Below are 17,614 nucleotides of genomic sequence, written 5' to 3' on the forward strand. Positions count from 1 at the left end.
TATCTTACAATTTGTTACGTTTCAGCAAAAAATTACAATATACTTAAAATGACAGTCTAATTTTACCATACATTATCTATTCTTTAACTGTAATTTATATCCAAAATAAAAAATAATATTGTTTTATTCCACTATTTACCACAGACGATCTATTGATAAATTACCCTATTAACCGATAAATATTATAAATCATTTGATAGAGCATCTAATGCTATCTTCTGTCTGTCTTAAGAAAATACTAATTAGGCCTATTATACTATTAATCAGGAGTGAAACATATGAAAAAAGTCGGGAAAGTTCTGTTTCTGTCAACCGGTATTCTAGTAGGTATGTCGTCCCTGCCAGTTACGTCTATTTATTCATCAAGCGTTCAGGCTGCTGCTGTAGTTAAACTAAATAATATTCCCTACGAGACTACAAACAACCTGAATATGCGTTCTGGTGCTGGAACGAACTATAAAGTCATTAAAACGATCCCAAAAGGAAAGCAAGTGACTGCTTTCGAGCAGAATGGTAATTGGTACAAGGTTTCATACAGCTATACATTAAACGGAAAAAAGGTTACCAAATCTGGTTGGGTTGCGGGTGCATATCTTAAAAATGTTACTTTAGCTAAAAGTACATCTGTAATTAGTACAACCAAAACCCCAAAAACTCTGTTTAAAACAAGCGTGAATTTAAATATTCGCTCCACTGCCAGTTCTAAAGCTAAGGTTGTTAAAACAATTCCTAAAGGAGGAATCGTCTCCTCAACAGAACGAAATGGCGCGTGGACCAAAGTTACTTATACCTACACTTCTAATGGAAAAAAAGTAAATGTTAGCGGGTGGGTTAGCGGCAAATACTTAAAGGAATATTACCAGTATACTGCCATCAAAAAGACTTATTACTTTTCAAAGAATTCAACTCAACTATATCCGACACCTGATCGGAAGAAAAATTCATTATTTAACATTGAGGCGAATAATGGGTTTTTTTCTACACAGAAGGTCGTTAACAGTCTGGGAGAAACGTGGTATAAAGTCACCTTTAATGGAAAGAAGGCTTACATTCCGGCTAACGATGCAATAGCTGCTCCTGTTGAAACATTCACTAAGAGTCAGTTTATTTCAACTAAAGCTACATATCTTTATGCTTCTTACGGAAATGTATATAACCAACTTGTGCAAATTCCAGAGAATACTATACTCACTTCCAGTTTAAGTGTGGGAGGCTGGCATAGATTATCATTTGGTGGTAAGACGGGTTATGTCTACTCCACTGATTTAGCCATATATACACCACCAGCAGAGACTCCTGCAACTGAGCCGGAGACTAATGAACCGATTGAGCCGGAAATCAACCCTGACTCACAGCAAGAACCGGAACTCAAGCCAGAGCAGGTATTGACTGAGACAGCAATCAGTGGCAAGACTTTCGTAACGTCAACGAATCTAAATCAAAGGGAAGCAGCTAACATAGACTCTAAAGTTTTACAGGTCATCCCAACCGGAACATTTGTATTTCCAACCCATAAAGTATCAAATGGGTGGTATAAAGTTGCATACAATGGCAAAACCGGCTATTTATCAGGAACATATATTAAAGAAGTCATTACAGGGGATCCTATGCACAGGGAAGGCTATCAATTTATCGATTTACGTAAACCTTCCACGGTTACGGCTGCGCAAATCAATAATTATATCAATAATTATGCAGCCAGAACCGGGAAGGCTAGCGTCCTTGCTAATAAAGGACAAGTTTTTCTGGATGCAGGAAACAAATATGGAGTGAATGCTCTTTACCTTGCAGCTCACGCTATTCTGGAGAGCGGTTACGGTACATCCAATATCTCGTTAGGCAAATACAATCTCTTTGGATTCGGGGCATTTGATGCTACTCCTTTTGTAGGAGCAGTCAGATTTGCCTCCATCGAACAGAATATTGATTATATTGCACAAGAAATGAAGGCAACTTATTTGAATCCAGGAAACTGGAAGTATAAAGGCGCTTATTTAGGATTCAGTACGAAGACAGTAATTGGTGGGACAAGAATTGATACCAACAGTGAAGGCATGAATTTTTATTATGCAAGCGATGAAAAGTGGGGGCAAAAGATTGCTTCACATATGCAGAACATACTTCCTTACAATAAAGCTGAATATGATAAGGCTGCCGTAAATAGCACCATCTTTACTATTCCAACCAGACCTGCAGGAATAGATTTATTTCCTGTCGGGATCCAGGCAGCTGCCAACAAAGATATTAAACTAGTAAATCAAAAAGGGAGTACAACCCTGGCTACTACCCTTAAGAAGGATACGCTGTTCGAAATCAGCGAAAAGCATAATGATTACTGGGTTAAGGTTAAGCTTAATAATAAGGAATATTGGACAAGTGATATTAAGTTTGATCGGTATAAGGAGTTCATCAGTGTCAAAAACCTTGGCAGAGTGACTGCGGACACCTTGAATGTACGTCCTGTTCCTTCAACTTCTCAGTCTCCAATCTCTAGTTTTAAACTGAATGAATATATTCATATCATTCTAGATCAAAGTGGCAGCCCTGTTATGGATTCTTCAAGAACATGGTATAGCGTGAAGCTAGCAGATGGCAGAACAGGGTGGGTAAGTTCAAGCTTTGTTGTTCAAGAGTTGAAATAGTTCGACCAAAAGTATATTTAATAACTTCATAGCAAATGTATGCACTTTAAATCAGAAAGGAGCCGACAGTTTAGAAACTGTTTGCTCCTTTTTTTGACTTTATCTTAAATTACTCTTTCCAAGGATAATTTGATCCACTACCCTCTTGCTTGATTTACCATCCGCCTCATCAAAAAAATAACGAACGAATGGGTCAATTTTCTCCAGTTTGAAATCGCGCCTTTGGATTTTACCTATGATTTCCTCCGCTGATCGAACAAGCGGGCCAGGTATAAATGAATGAAAATCATAATAAAAGTCTCTTGTCCTGACATATTCCTCTACATCAAATGCAAAGAAAAGCATCGGCTTGTTCAGCAGGGCGAATTCGAAACATACAGAGGAATAATCAGTTATCAATATGTCGGTTATAAACAAAAGATCATTTATTTCCCTGTAAGATGAAAAATCATAGTAAAAGTCACTATATTGGTAAGGGATGCTAAAATCATTTTTTACAAAAGGGTGAATCTTGAACAAGAAGACATATTCCTCATGCAGCTCTTCGTATAACTTTGCCAGATCCAAAACTTCCATTGGATAATGGGCAGACTGCTGCCCATTGCCACGAAAAGTTGGCGCAAACATAATGACCTTCTTTCCTTTTAAAAAAGGATATTCCGCGTATAAATTTTCTCTGACAGAAAGTTGATATTCTTTGTCAAAAAAGATATCAGTCCGGGGGATACCTGTTGCAATCACCTTTTCCTTCTCGATTCCAAAGCCTTCAGCGTAATGTTTAGCTACATTCTTCGAACTTACAATTGCCTTTGTGTAATTACGGTGGTTCCTAGATTTTGGAGAAGGTCCCCCCGGCCGGCCCAAGCGGCTGAATCCAAACGTTTTAAACGCTCCCACGGCATGCCACAGCTGAACGAGCTCGGCTCCATCCCGAATTTTAAGTGAATAGACCATTGGATAGAAATCATCAAGCAGAATAAATTTAGATGTGGCTATAAGATATGCAAGCTCTACCATTTCCTTATACGTTTTTTTCTCTTCGACTCCCTGCTTTAACATGAAGTGGATCTCATAATTTGAATCATGGCTGACGAGTTCATCATATACAAATTTAAAGTTCCCACTCATTTCAGTGCGGCTATCAGATGCAAACAAGATTTTTTTCTCATTCAGAGGCAACAAGCAAAACAAACGATAGAGAGTGTTAAATACTGCCTTTGAAAAAAATTTATAGAAAATACTCCTTTTATTTTCAACTGCATCCAGGCCACTTTCGGATGGATCCATATCCTTTAATTTGCTGGATGTAATTTTCAGGGTTTTTCGGGGCAAATCATAGGTTGCCAGTAAATTGAATTTCATTTCTTTCTTGGCAGTAAAGTACTCCATTTTAGCAGAATGAAATCCATTATTTAAAAATCCCTCTATATTACCCAGCGGGAAGCTCTTTCGATAATGCTTATCTCCCAGTACATGTACTTCCAATTCGATATATACTCGATATTCCCCATGGGGAATGGGAGCATTTTCGTCCAATGTTGCAAAATTGATTTTTCCATGAAAACCCGCCCAGTAATATTTGTCTTCAATTTCTACAAGTCCCATTTCATCAATAGCTTTGTCTTTTAATGGAATGGTGATTTTGATACCTGACGTATTATTTAATAATACTAATCTTTTCTTAACAAGATCATCCTCTAATAATGATATACCTTCTAAGTAATAATACCCTTTAATCTCAAGGATAGGACCATTCCATTGAAGTGCGGTGATTTTTCGGCGGGGAATTAAATTCTCGTCGATCCCAGCCAATTCATTGATGAAAGGAATAGATTCTCCCAAGCTATCTTTTTGAATGATTATTCGGTCCTCTTCAAAGACAACGGCTTTGTCAGTGAAATCTCCATACTCGATCGCGGCCGTTCCATTCAATTGGACTGCTTTATTTCTGCTTAGCATTCTCTTTATCTTTCTCTTTACTTTTGAAAGCATGCAAGTAACTCCATTCCTCCAACTAATTTGCGTATCCAGATATATATTTTACAAGAAAAAGGCTGGTATCTCCCTCATCCGCCTGTTTTATCTTCCATGATATGCATAGCAATACGTTCTGAAGCCTTCCCATCATGAAAATCAAAAAAACGCTTTTTAAAGTTCTTTACAGCTTCTAAATTAAAGTCCTCATTTTTAATCCAATCTGCCAGTGCTTCTGTCTGGGCAAAAACAGGTCCTGGCACCATCTCTTTATAATCAAGGTAAAAGTCCCTTTCTCTTTTATAGTCTTCAAGGTCGTGTGCAAAAAAAACCATCGGTTTCCCTAAAAGACTATAATCAAAAATGACTGAAGAATAATCTGTTATTAAAATATCAGCCAGGCTCATCAGCTCCAGGATACTGTATTCCTTTTGAATGTGGTAAACAAATTTTTGATCTGATATATCCGTAACTCTCATATAAGGGTGCAGGTGAATCAGGATCCTGTATTCGCCCCCTAACTTCTCTTCCAAAATCTGAAAATCTATAGGACTTTGAAAGTCATCTTGATAATGGCTTTTCCCCCGATAAGTTGGAGCATAGAGTAATAACTTTTTTCCTCTAAGATTGGGATATTCATTGAAAAAGCGCTCTTTCAATGCAGTATTTGAATTGCTAAAAAAATAGTCTGTTCTTGGTAATCCCAATGGGTAAATTCTATCCTCGTCCATTCCAAATGCTTCTGCATAGTAAGGCACAACATCTGCTGAACTAACATATAGCCTTGAATAATTGGAGTGAATCTTTACATGTTTTAAATAGTCAGGGCGTGGTCCAAATGGTTTCCCGACAGTACTAAGGCCAAATTTTTTAAAGATCCCGGCTGCATGCCATAACTGGATCACTTCTGTATTTTCCCTTGGCCGAACAAAATACACGGGTATATAAAAATCATCGATTATAAAATATGCCGAGGTAGCTAGACTATAGGTTGCCTTGATTAAATGAACAAAGTATTTCACTTTTCCAGTCACTGAGCTGTCAAACCTCTTCATTAAAGTCACATACTGTTTATCAGGGTACTTTCTTTTTAAAGCCTCTGAAAGATACAGAAGATTACCTGATAATTCATCAGAACGGTATGAAGCAAAAGTAATTTTATTCTTATTTACTTTAAACAGCAGACAAGACGAGAAATGTACAACTTGAAGGACCTTTTTTGTAATAATAGTCGAAGCATATTTAAGTGACCCCACTCTTTCGCCTGCCTTTCAAATATTTTATCTTTTACTCACCAACACTGTTTTTTGCAGCAGAAGTTGATCCATATACGTTAATATCTACTGATTATTAAAGAACCCCTCCTGATCATTTTCTGAAAAAAGGATAAAAACTTGTCCCTGTTCCAGCCACTGCCTTTTCCTTAACTCCTTCAAAAACTTCTGATTAAACAAAAGGAAAATTCATACATTAGGTTTCTACAACCAGCCACAAAAGTCCTTCTTTGTATATATAAACCAATATTTTGAAAAACTCCCCAGAAAACTATTATATTACCTTTAAGTTATTGATTACTTAACGATTATTCATACTAGGTTAAGGGAATTGACATAGGTAAAATAAAATTTTTTATTTAACAAAGGGGGTTACTACAGCATGAAATTCACCATTATTATTCCTGCCTTTAATGCAGAGAAATACATTAAAGAAGCAGTTGAAAGTCTAATAAACCAAACCCTCGATTTTACACAATATTGTGAAGTCATTATTGTCGATGACGGCAGCACTGATCAGACTGGCGCAATTTGTAAAAGCTACCGAGACCTATATCCAGGAAATATTAAATATATTTATAGTGAAAATTTCGGACCTGGAAACGCTAGGAATCTAGGGCTGGAAGCAGTTTCTGAAGATACCGATTATATTGGATTTCTTGATGCAGATGACTATCTGTCTGAAGATACACTCAAGGAGGTATCCTCCTTTTTCAATAAGAATACCGAAGTGCAATTAGCCGTTATTCCTATCTATCACTTTGAAAACACCGACACACCACATCGGCTTAATTATCGCTTTGAAAAAGGCACTCGTGTTATTGATATTACAAAAGAGTATAAAGCAATCCAATTTCATATTGGGGGATGCTTTTTTAAGAGTCAGCAATTTGTCGGTCAGGGTAAATATCGTTTCCGAAAAGATTTGATGTTTTGGGAGGATGCATATTTAATCAATACCTTATTAATGCGTTCAAAAAGATACGGAGTGATCGCAGAACCCAAATATTATTATCGAAAACGGTCTGAAAAGGATTCACTGGTTGATTTGGCTTGGTATAAAAAATCTAGATATACCGATGTGTTGCGCAAGTGCTACAAGGGCATGATTAATGAAAGCTTAAGGTTATTCAAAAGAATCATCCCTTATACTCAATTTTTAATTATTTATCATTTAAAACTATTTCTATACCCGAAGAATAATGGAATCATATTTAAGGTTTTAGATAAGAAAGAGCAAGAAGAGTTTTTTCAATTACTCGCAGAGCTATTACAAACGTTAGAGCCCAAATATATAAAAATCCAGGACATGGGTAAAATTTATAAAGATTATTTATTGTCCTTAAGGAAAAACGGTTGGCCTTATCAACCAGCGAAAAAATCATTAGGACAACACAACGTAAAATTGCTGTACTCAAAATACCGTGGTTTATATTGGAAAATACAAGGTTTATTTATCAATGAAGTATACAAAATGAAAGCAGATGATCAGTTATTTATTAAAAGAGATAATAAAACAATTTATTTACCCAAAGAAAATTTGCCCTATAAAAATAGAGTCATATGGGGTTCTGTCATAAGAGATTATGAGAATACAGGATTCGAGGCAAAAGTTCCAATCAATTGGTATAAATTCCAATTCGGAATTAAAACTTCTAACCGCACTTACCTATTAAACGAAGTGAATCTAATAAACCGCACTTTAAAACGTTTAAGTTTAATTGATTAGAAAGGACCCAAGCCATGGAATACCAAGTCAGTATTATTGTCGCTATATATAATGTAGAAAAATACCTTAAGGAATGCATAGAATCCGTAATCGGCCAAACATTTTTTAATTCAGTTAAATTGTTCTTAATCGATGATGGATCAACCGACAAGAGCAGCGAAATCGCTAAAGCATATGCAGAAAAGCATGAAAATATTTCCTATTACTGTAAAGAGAACGGCGGGCAGTCAACCGCCCGAAATTATGGTTTAAAATTAGTTGATACTCCTTATGTTATGTTCCTGGATTCAGATGATGTATTACCATTGAATGCTTGCCACAGCTTGTATTCTATGGCTGTAGAAACTAACTGTCCATTAGTGATTGGAGACTTGGAAACCTTCCCATCAAGAACCCCCAATTACTTGTGGAAAAAGTATTTTGGCAAAGGAAATTTCATTATTAATGATATATATGATACTCCCGATTTAATATTCGGCCCTTCTCCATGTAATAAAATATTTAATATGGATTACCTCAGGTCAAAGGATTTTCATTTCCCTGAAGGGCTAACATTCGAGGATGCCTATGCCATCATTCCTTTAATGTTGGATGAAACACCAATCGCTATACTGGATGAAGCAGTCTATCATTATCGCAAAAGAGAAGAAGGCACATCTACAATGGACAATATCTACGTTAAGCCAAAAAATTACTTTGATCATCTAGTAGTTAATGAAAGGCTATGGAATTTAATTCCCAGGGATGCGACACTCCACCAACAAGAATCTATATATAAATACATGATTAGAACGTACAATGGTTTTTTAACAGCTATGGCGGGCAAACATAAAGAAGTTCTCACTACGGAAGAAAAGATAGGGATTTTTTATAGACTTCAAAAAATGTATAAAAAGATTCCCTTATACTTATTTTCCAACTTTGTTGCCAATCAATCTCTAAATTTGATCTATTACTCTATATTAGAGAATAAATTGGAATTGTTTTTGGAAGGAAGGACAATTCAGAATTACATTTCTATCGAAGATCATAAATCCTATATCCCATTAAAAAGGGACGTTACCAGTAAGGAATTCATCACATGTCACTGGTCCGTATGGATTGATTATTTAACAATTGAAGGTGATCACCTTGTTTTTTATGGACTATTTAACTCGGCGAATATCGCAATAAGAGATAAATTGAAAAACGAGATGACTTTTTACTTTGAGAATCCAAAAACCAAGGATTCAATAGGAAATTACGATGTAATATTCACCCAAAGGAAGGATTATCATTCTCACAGTCAGGCTTTATATCACGGGATAAAGGTTTTAATCCCATTAAGGGATGTTAAACAGTTACAGAATCATAACTTTTTGCTAAAAACGAAAATGTATGATTTTAAGACGAATCAATCCATAACGAGGAAGGTCATTGCCAGTACCTCCTTGCATAGATTTAAGGGACCTGTTAAGGATAAAAATACATCCCTCGCCTATCTTGATATATATAATAAAAGAGGCATTTACATGCAGAGTAAGAGATCTTTAAGTAAAAGGATCTTTTCTCAGTTTAAAAAAATCATTAACCCGAAGAAACTGCGATTGAAAGTCGGAGGGAAATTAAGACTTCTATACTGGTTATCCTATCCATTCCTTGCGCGGAAAAATATTGTATTGATTGGCGAGCGCAAAGATACCTTCCAGGATAACTCCTCTCACCTTTTTAAGTATGTGAGAAATCATCATAATGACGCTAATTGGCACTACGTCATAGATAAAACTTCACCTGATTATGAACAGGCGAAAAAATACGGAAATGTAATTAAGTTTGATTCAATAAAGCATTATTTATATTTACTGCATGCTAATAAGCTAGTAAATTCATATGATTTAGAGTCATACATGGTTCCATCTGGCTATTCAAAGTGGAGTTTTCTTGAAAAGTTTGGTGATTTATTAAAATATCAAAGAATTTTTCTTCAACACGGGATCGTATACAATGATATATCTATGGCAGCCTCCAAGTTTAGGACCGCATATGATTTAGTCATTTCATCCAATACTCACGAATCTGAATTTTTCATTAAGGACGCTCACTATAAAGATGATCAAATTATCAAGACAGGGCTTCCCAGATACGATCGATTATCAAAATATATCAGGCATGAGCCATTAGAAGAAAATAAACAAAAACAAATATTACTAATGCCGACATGGCGCAGCACATTAGCCAATAAATCTTATTTAAAGAGCAGCAAACAGAACGGCGCTTCTGAAGACCAATTTATAAAATCAGATTACTTTCAGTTTTATAATGAAGTTTTAAGGAATAAAAATGTTCATCAATTCTTAAAAGATCATAATGCTGTTCTAAACTTTTACCCTCATTATGAAATGCAAGATTTTTTGCATTTATTTAAAACCGATTATGAGCTTATTCGCGTTATTGATAATAAAAATGTTAAAGTTCAGGACTTATTAATCGATCACGATTTGTTAATTACCGATTACTCGTCTGTTTTCTTTGATTTCGCCTTTATGAAAAAACCAGTTATCTTTACACAATTTGATTATGAAACTTTCTATAAAACACAATACAAAGAGGGTTACATGAAATTTTCCGAACAAAAAATTGGCCCTGTTGTCACTAATATTCCTGATTTAATTAATACGATAAAAAGAATCGACTCTAATAAATACAAGATAACAGATGAACAGGAGCAATATTCTCAAAAGTTTTTTGATTACTGGACTGGATCCAGTATTTCTGAAAAAGTATATAAACGAATCATAGACTGAACAAAAACAAAACGCCTATCTTATTAGGCGTTTTGTTCTTGCTATAGTTAACAGATTGGTTCGTTTAAAACTATATTCTCCACTCCATAACCGTTTTGCCCCAGGAGGATGTGAGATCCTTTTCAAAAGCATGGATAATATCCTGTATTGTTTTCACTACACAAACGTGCCCAACCAATATTCCAAAATACTCAAGTATATCTGGGTATTCCTTCATGAAATCAACTGTTTGAACGAAATCCTCACGGCCGCTTCTGCTGCTGCCAATCACAGTGATTCCTTTTTCCAAAACCATCCTTGTATTGATTTCGACTGGATACTCCGAGACTCCTAAAATGGAGATCGATCCTTCAGGCTGGATATAATCAATAATTTGGTTGATGGCAAACTGGCTTCCTTGGCCGCCAACACACTCAAAACCATGATCAATCCAAAGGTCCTCCGGTATTCTGTCAATCTGATAAACCTCATCCACAAAAGTAAAGTTGTCCAATTTATACTCCGTTTTCCCGAAAACAATTACTTTGCTGTCCTTGTATTTCTTCTTTAAAATGAGGGCTGTAATAAACCCTAGATTTCCGTCTCCCCAAACACCGAAAACCTGACGACGCAAATGAGATTTTCGTTCAAACCTAGCAATCGCATGCGTACTGATGGTAATTAACTCAGTAAAAGCTGCTACCTGAGGGTTGATATTGTCAGGCAAAGGAACAATCCTGTCTCTTCCTAAGAAAACGTAGTCCTGCATGAATCCATCATATCCGCTGGATCGGAACTTACTGCTCCTCAAGTAATTTTCCGCAATAATATCATCCTGCTCCAGCGGGGTATTTGGTACCATCACAACTAAAGTTCCTGAGGATAACTCCCCCCTAGGGTCATACACCACTTTACCGATGCCTTCATGAACCAATGCCATTGGCAACTTCTTCGCAAGTGCTTCAAAACCTCTAGTCCCCGTATAATACCTTTGATCCGCGGCACAAATTGAAAGATGGGTTGGCCTAATGACTACAAAATCCTCGTCAAACTTCAGCGAGCGATCTTTATAAGTAACCTCAAACTGCCGAGGTGAGACTAACCGATAAACTTGATTAATCATTTTAAAACCCTCTCCTGGATAAAAGCTTCGGCAACCTTTAAGTCATAAGGAGTAGTAACTTTAATATTGAATACTTCACCTTTGACCAACTTAACTTTTTCACCCTTTAAAGCAAAGATTTTACAAGCATCTGTGAGGATGTCTTTTTGTTCTTTTGTCAGAGATTGATAATGGTCAACCAACTTTTTAATATTGAAGCTTTGTGGAGTTTGTCCCTGGTACATCGTGTCACGCACAGGAACCTCTGAAATGAATTCGCCATCAATTGATTGGATAATGGTATCAATTGCTTCAATTACTGTATCTACCGCTCCATATTCAAGGACCGCATCAATATTTTCATCAATAATCCTGTGAGTCAGGAAGGGACGGACTGAATCATGTGTAACAATGACATCGTGATCACGGATTCCATAGTATTCATCAATATAATCAATACCCTTCATAATTGATTCATTACGATCTGAACCACCTTCTACCACAGCGATTCTCTCATCAAAATCAATATACTTCTTAATTAAATCCTTGGTATGAAACATCCATTCTCTCGGCGATACAACTATAATTTTTTCAAATCGGTCATTTAATAAGAACTTTTCAAGGGTGTGTATAATGATCGGTTTGCTGTTCAACATTAAAAACTGTTTTGGCATATTGACATTGCCCATCCGTGTTCCTTTTCCTCCAGCTAAAATTTCAGCATAAATCATGAGCACAACACCTCGTAATAATAGTAGTAGGATGTCTTCAAAAGGAATTACAAATCATACCATAAATTTCTATATTAAACCAATTAAATCCTGCTGATTTAATTCATACCCGAAAAATTTATATATCTTTGATTGTCCGATTACTATATATATATAAATTGAGATTGGTTATATTACCCCTTGGCACAAAAAAGAGCCGGCAAATGTATCGCCGGCCGTTTTCCAGATGTTTTTATAACATATTATCAAAACATTATCAGTAGCAGTTCTTTATCTTTAGTTCTCTTATTCATTTTACACATAAACAATTCTTCCATCTCTGACAGATGAATTAAAAATATTTACCTGAAACTCAAAACAATCCAAGAATTTTCTTCTTTTTGACCCTAGATGGAATAGCTTTATATACAGTGTTACCTTCCACAAGGTATTCTGCGTTTTCTTTCAAATAGTAAACCATATCCAAACCATAACGGTTCTGTATATGTTTATATGCTTGCTTCATCAGAAAGCTGCGATTAACCGCATTATGAGCATCTGAGGCTATAAAGTGGATAAGATTAGCCTCCATTAATTGCTCTGAAAAAGCCTTTAGTTTTTTCCCCGAAACCTCCAACAACGCTAGATGCTGTTATCTGTGCAAGAGCTCCTTTCTTAACTAACTGATAAAGACGATCTGGTTGCTCAACGATTTCTTGATTTCGTTCTGGGTGAACAATGATGGGTATAATTCCTTTAAGCTGTAGGTCGAAAATCAATTGTTCTGTATACCGAGGTACATGAGTGGAAGGGAGTTCTACAAATAAATATTGGGTGGCATTCAGTGTAAGAATTTCACCCTTTTCATACCCTTCTAACATTTCTCCATGTATGGCTGTCTCTTGTCCTGGAAGAATCGTCAATGGTACTTTTTCATTCTTAAGTCGATCATTTAATTCAATGACTTTTTCAAGTATTTTAGCCTTTGGGTTTATGTAGCGGCCATTTTTATGGTGAGGGGTGGCTATGATGGTATGAATCCCTTCCTCTACTGCTACTTTTGCTAAATAAACGCTATCTTCAATGCTTTTAGGTCCGTCATCAATTTCCGGGAGGATGTGACAATGTATATCTATCATAGCAACCATCCTATCAATAAATTGTAAAATTTTTCAGTCTTTTGAATTGTTACCATTCCAAAAAATACAGGAAAGTGAGTTGCCTAATTTTGATGAGGATGGAAATTAGCTTCCGTAATAATAATAACTTGGATTTTTTAACTTTTTATTATTTAGCACTACACCAAGAACATTAGCCTTTGCCGAAACCAATAACTCTTTTGCTTTAATTGCCTCTTCTGTTAATGTTTTTCCACAGGAAACCACAAGGATTGTACCATCACATTTATTAGATAATATTTGGGAATCAGTAACTGCCATTACAGGTGGAGTGTCGAATATAACCAAATCAAATTCTCGGCTTGCATTCTCGAGAAATTGTTCCATAGTTCCAGAAGCCATAAGTTCAGCCGGATTAGGCGGAATCGGACCACTTGGAAGTAGATAAAGGCTTGATATTTTTGATTCTACTATGGCCTCATCTAACGATAACTGTCTCGTCAATATACTTGTAAGACCAGAGGTATTTGTTAAGTTGAAGGTGTAATGAACTGTGGGTTTCCTTAAATCAGCATCTACTAGTAGTACGTTTTTGCCTTGTTGAGCAAATACCACAGCAAGATTTGCGGCAGTTGTTGACTTACCCTCAGATGGCCCTGTTGAGGTTACCATAAGGGTTTTTAACTCTTTATCTATCGAAGTAAAATGTAGATTTGTTCTTAACGTCCTATATTGTTCAGTAATGGGGGACTTGCTATTTTGCGCAGATATGAGTTTTCTGCGATGATCCATTATTCTTTTTTTCGCATCCTTCTTAAAAGCCAACTGAATCACCTCTTGTTCTGGATGTTCTTGTCTTCCGACCGCTATCTCTATAATCAAGTTGATTATTGTCAATAGTGGCAATGATGCCTATCACAGGCAACCTCAAAAATCTTTCAATGTCTTGTTCGTTTTTAATCGTATTGTCCATGTAATCGAGTAGTAATGCCAGTCCGATTCCAGCCATCATACCAATTATCAGGGCAATGCTGATATTTATTAAAGGTCTCGGCTTAATTGGCGATTGTCCTTCTATTGCTGTTGCTGGTGAAAGAATACTTACATTATCCACGCTCATAATATCAGTAATCTCACTTTTAAAGACTTTTGCAACCGTATTTGCAATTTTCACGGCATTTTCTACCTTTTCGTCCCGAACTGTTATGTTTACTACTTGTGAATTTTTTTCGCTGCCAACGGAGATTTTTTCATTTAGCTGTGCAGAAGTCATGTTAAGATTTAATTTATCAATCACTGGGTTAAGAATTGCAGGGCTTTTAATAATCACATTATATGTATTAATGAACTGTAGATTTGTCTGTACATCACTAGCATTGTAGCCATTTTGATCATTTTTGGACTGGTTCACTAAAATCTGTGTGGATGCCTGATATACTGGTGTTAAAAAAATGAAACTTACTATAGCACTAATACATACTGTGGTAAAGGTAATTGAGAGAATTAGTATTAATCGTTTTCTTAGAATTCCTAGTAAATCTCTTAAACTGATTATTTCTTCCATTAGTCCACCTGCTTATGATTAAATATTTTTAAACCCCTGCTTGTATTATATCATGGTATTTGTATTTTTTTGCCTTTTATTGTAAATATTTTAGTTAATTTGTAACATTTATTTTTACGCAATAACCTTGATCAGGTAAAAAAAACAGGCCCCCATTCATTAATGATGAAAGGCCTGCTTTTTAATATATTGAGGTGATTAATTAAATGCTCATTTGTATACATTGTATTACCCGCTTACCACGCAAGTATTCCCTTCTAGACTCTTAACCTAATTTAGTTCGATTTTAATCGTACCAGTAAATGCGGCACGTTTCTTATGAAGGTCCGTGAGTGTAATTTTGTAAAAGACATTCCCATTCAAAAGTTCACCCGAGCTATTTTTACCATTCCACTTAAATATATGGCTGCCACTACTTTTCCATTTAGAAGTATATAATGTCCTTACTCTTTTTCCATCTTGGAAAAGTTCAATTTTAACATATCCTGGTTTATTTAGTGTAAAGGTATACGAGGTTGATCCCAGAGCACTATACTCAACCACGGACTTCCCTTCTACTGAAGGCATGCGCCAGTCCTGAAGCGAGAGGTTTTTACTGAATAATCTCTTAGTATTTCCTGCCTTGTCTGTAACCTCAACTTTGTATTTATATTTACCATCTGTTACGTATTTGTTTTTGGAATTCTTCCCATCCCACTTTATAATATGGGTTCCTGGATTATAGCTTTTAGTAGATACAATTTTCTTAATCCTGGTACCTTTTTCTGTAAGTATATAAACGTTGATTGTTACACTTTCCTTTACTTCAACCTTCATCCTTGCTCTGGATTTTCCATCCATTTTAAAAACTGGAGTGGTAACCGTTGCTTTTGCAGATGGCTTGATAGAATCAACTATTATATCCATACGTTTAGTCGTGCTCTTTCTCTTTTGTGAATCTACTGTATAGATTATAAGTTTATATTTACCATCTTTGACTTTTTTACCTGCACCGTTCTTACCGTTCCAGTACAAATACTGCTTTCCGCTTGTTACAAGTTTGCCTGAGGAAAGTTGTTTAACCTTTTTATTACGCCCGTCATAGATCAGGGCTGTTACTTTGGATCTTTTATTTACATTGTAGGGAATTGTTAATTTACTCTCCAAAGTCGGTGAAAAGGTAGATGATTTGTTCACTTTTACTACCGGTGTGACTGAGTTAGTAACATTTATATAAATGGATCTGTACACTGTTTCCTTGTCATTTGTAATTTTAACAACAAGTTTATATTTACCGGTTTTAACATACTTACCATCTCTTTGTCTTCCATCCCAGTTTAAAGAGTAATTGCCTCCAGCCCAATTATAGCTATCCCCAAGATTTTGAATGATAGCTCCCTTATAATTTTGCACATATGCTGCAATATTTGTACCTCTATAAATATCCAATGATACATCTAGTTTATTTGCACCCTCAATTTTGAAATTTCTTGTAGAGGCTTTGATCTTTGAATAGGGCTCTGGAGTATTTTCCAATGCCAGGGAAGCATTTATACGTCCATAACCAAAGTAATCATCCCGCCCTGCATAACCCAAGTCATAAGCTGATCTTTTTAAAATAGTCTCAACTTCTTCAGGGGCTAGAAAAGGATTCTTAGATAAGATCAATGCTGAAACACCAGATACTACTGGAGCGGCCATGGAGGTCCCGCTCATATAATTATATGAACTTCCACTTATTGTCGAGTAGATCATCTCGCCAGGTGCTGCAATATCAATATAACTCCCAAAATTCGAAAATGAAGCCATTTCATCCTTGCTATTGGTAGCACTTACTCCAATAACGCCAGGAAAAGCCGCTGGATATGTTGTAATATTGCTGCTGTCATTGCCTGCAGCAGCTACCAGTAAAACGCCATGAGTCCTTGCATAATTAATGGCACTCTCTAGGGACTGACTATAGTAAGTTCCGCCCAGACTGAGATTAATTATGTTCGCTTTATGATCTGCAGCATAATAAATGCCGCGTATAATATTAAATACGGTTGCAGAGTCACCACTGAAAACGTTGATTGGCATGATTTTTACATTCGGAGCAATCCCAGCAATCCCCGAACTGTTAAGTGATGCAGCTATAATTCCTGCTACATGAGTCCCATGCTCATCTGCCAAAGTATCAGGACTTCCTGTCAACATATTAATTGGCGATGTTATTTTCCCTTTCAAATCCGGGTGATTCATCTGAACCCCACTGTCTACGACTGCTACAGTGATTGCAGAGTTACCTTTCGTCAAATCCCAGGCTGCAGGCATCCCAATTCTCGGTAAGTACCACTGCTTTGTATAACCGGGATCCTGAGGAATATAGGCAGTTTCAATATTATAGTTGGGCTCTGCAAATTCTACTTCCTTCCTTGTTAACAATTCTTTGGTTAACGGCAATAAATCAGAAACTTTCGAAACTGTAAGCAGAGAGATGTCTCCTTGATCAATACTTGAAATTTCTTTAACGTTTAATGAGGATATTAATTTTTCCTTTTCTTCGGAAGTAACTGTTGATTTGAACTTAACAATTAACTCCCTATTATTGTATTGTTTATCGTCACCAAATAAGCTGCTTCCACTTTTGTCATTGCTAAATTCTGCTCCAGACACAGCAAAAGCTGACGTTGAAATTAGAAAGACAAATAGAAATGTTGCAAGAAACCTCATAGCCGACTCCCTCTCTCAGCGATATACTCTTTATATATATATCGGTTG

10 protein-coding genes and 1 pseudogene are annotated in these 17,614 nt (G+C 36.1%); 3 read left to right on the forward strand and 8 right to left on the reverse strand.

Translation table 11 applies throughout. The features are described 5' to 3' along the window. The first annotated feature begins 278 nt into the window (after positions 1-278). Entirely contained in the window at positions 279-2,642 is a 2,364-nt protein-coding gene (locus tag EJA10_RS10500) for an SH3 domain-containing protein (protein ID WP_125479963.1), read from the forward strand. A gap of 99 nt (positions 2,643-2,741) precedes the next feature. Here EJA10_RS10500 and EJA10_RS10505 read toward each other — a convergent pair whose 3' ends face one another. Further along, complete coding sequence (locus tag EJA10_RS10505) at positions 2,742-4,634, reverse strand: CDP-glycerol glycerophosphotransferase family protein (protein ID WP_125479964.1); 1,893 nt, start codon at positions 4,632-4,634, stop codon at positions 2,742-2,744. 74 nt (positions 4,635-4,708) lie between these two features. Further along, positions 4,709-5,872, reverse strand: coding sequence for a CDP-glycerol glycerophosphotransferase family protein (locus tag EJA10_RS10510; protein ID WP_125479965.1), 1,164 nt, complete (start codon positions 5,870-5,872; stop codon positions 4,709-4,711). Positions 5,873-6,272: 400 nt separating this feature from the next. Here EJA10_RS10510 and EJA10_RS10515 point away from each other — a divergent pair, with 400 nt between their 5' ends. Further along, the gene (locus tag EJA10_RS10515) at positions 6,273-7,619 is read left to right on the forward strand and encodes a glycosyltransferase family 2 protein (protein ID WP_125479966.1); all 1,347 of its coding nucleotides are present in this window, start codon (positions 6,273-6,275) and stop codon (positions 7,617-7,619) included. 14 nt (positions 7,620-7,633) lie between these two features. Further along, on the forward strand, positions 7,634-10,402 hold the full coding sequence (locus tag EJA10_RS10520; RefSeq protein ID WP_125479967.1) for a bifunctional glycosyltransferase/CDP-glycerol:glycerophosphate glycerophosphotransferase: 2,769 nt from the start codon (positions 7,634-7,636) through the stop codon (positions 10,400-10,402). A gap of 70 nt (positions 10,403-10,472) precedes the next feature. Here EJA10_RS10520 and EJA10_RS10525 read toward each other — a convergent pair whose 3' ends face one another. The 6 genes and pseudogenes from EJA10_RS10525 to EJA10_RS10550 form a co-directional block, all read right to left on the reverse strand. Continuing rightward, the gene (locus tag EJA10_RS10525) at positions 10,473-11,504 is read right to left on the reverse strand and encodes a ribitol-5-phosphate dehydrogenase (RefSeq protein WP_125479968.1); all 1,032 of its coding nucleotides are present in this window, start codon (positions 11,502-11,504) and stop codon (positions 10,473-10,475) included. Continuing rightward, positions 11,501-12,214 carry an IspD/TarI family cytidylyltransferase gene (locus tag EJA10_RS10530; RefSeq protein WP_125479969.1) on the reverse strand — a complete coding sequence of 238 codons (714 nt, stop codon included), beginning with the start codon at positions 12,212-12,214 and terminating at the stop codon, positions 11,501-11,503. Before EJA10_RS10530 ends, EJA10_RS10525 begins: the two co-directional genes overlap by 4 nt. A 352-nt stretch (positions 12,215-12,566) precedes the next feature. Further along, positions 12,567-13,332 (reverse strand): annotated as a pseudogene (locus EJA10_RS10535) (tyrosine-protein phosphatase). Positions 13,333-13,437: 105 nt separating this feature from the next. Then, positions 13,438-14,103 carry a CpsD/CapB family tyrosine-protein kinase gene (locus tag EJA10_RS10540; RefSeq protein ID WP_125480246.1) on the reverse strand — a complete coding sequence of 222 codons (666 nt, stop codon included), beginning with the start codon at positions 14,101-14,103 and terminating at the stop codon, positions 13,438-13,440. Between the two features lie 22 nt (positions 14,104-14,125). Beyond that, positions 14,126-14,875 carry a YveK family protein gene (locus EJA10_RS10545; RefSeq protein ID WP_125479970.1) on the reverse strand — a complete coding sequence of 250 codons (750 nt, stop codon included), beginning with the start codon at positions 14,873-14,875 and terminating at the stop codon, positions 14,126-14,128. A 270-nt stretch (positions 14,876-15,145) separates the two neighbouring features. Beyond that, positions 15,146-17,566: a S8 family serine peptidase gene (locus EJA10_RS10550; RefSeq protein ID WP_125479971.1), complete on the reverse strand. Its 2,421-nt coding sequence runs from the start codon at positions 17,564-17,566 to the stop codon at positions 15,146-15,148. Positions 17,567-17,614: the final 48 nt, after the last annotated feature.

Source organism: Mesobacillus subterraneus, assembly GCF_003937825.1.
Taxonomy (GTDB): Bacteria; Bacillota; Bacilli; order Bacillales; family Cytobacillaceae; genus Mesobacillus; species Mesobacillus subterraneus.

Excerpts from the sequence above, each read along its gene's own strand:
- EJA10_RS10530 (WP_125479969.1), bottom strand. The coding sequence starts at position 12,214 with ATGATTTATGCTGAAATTTTAGCTGGAGGAAAAGGAACACGGATGGGC.
- EJA10_RS10540 (WP_125480246.1), bottom strand. The coding sequence starts at position 14,103 with ATGGATCATCGCAGAAAACTCATATCTGCGCAAAATAGCAAGTCCCCC.
- EJA10_RS10500 (WP_125479963.1), top strand. The coding sequence starts at position 279 with ATGAAAAAAGTCGGGAAAGTTCTGTTTCTGTCAACCGGTATTCTAGTA.
- EJA10_RS10515 (WP_125479966.1), top strand. The coding sequence starts at position 6,273 with ATGAAATTCACCATTATTATTCCTGCCTTTAATGCAGAGAAATACATT.
- EJA10_RS10520 (WP_125479967.1), top strand. The coding sequence starts at position 7,634 with ATGGAATACCAAGTCAGTATTATTGTCGCTATATATAATGTAGAAAAA.
- EJA10_RS10550 (WP_125479971.1), bottom strand. The coding sequence starts at position 17,566 with ATGAGGTTTCTTGCAACATTTCTATTTGTCTTTCTAATTTCAACGTCA.
- EJA10_RS10525 (WP_125479968.1), bottom strand. The coding sequence starts at position 11,504 with ATGATTAATCAAGTTTATCGGTTAGTCTCACCTCGGCAGTTTGAGGTT.
- EJA10_RS10545 (WP_125479970.1), bottom strand. The coding sequence starts at position 14,875 with ATGGAAGAAATAATCAGTTTAAGAGATTTACTAGGAATTCTAAGAAAA.
- EJA10_RS10505 (WP_125479964.1), bottom strand. The coding sequence starts at position 4,634 with ATGCTTTCAAAAGTAAAGAGAAAGATAAAGAGAATGCTAAGCAGAAAT.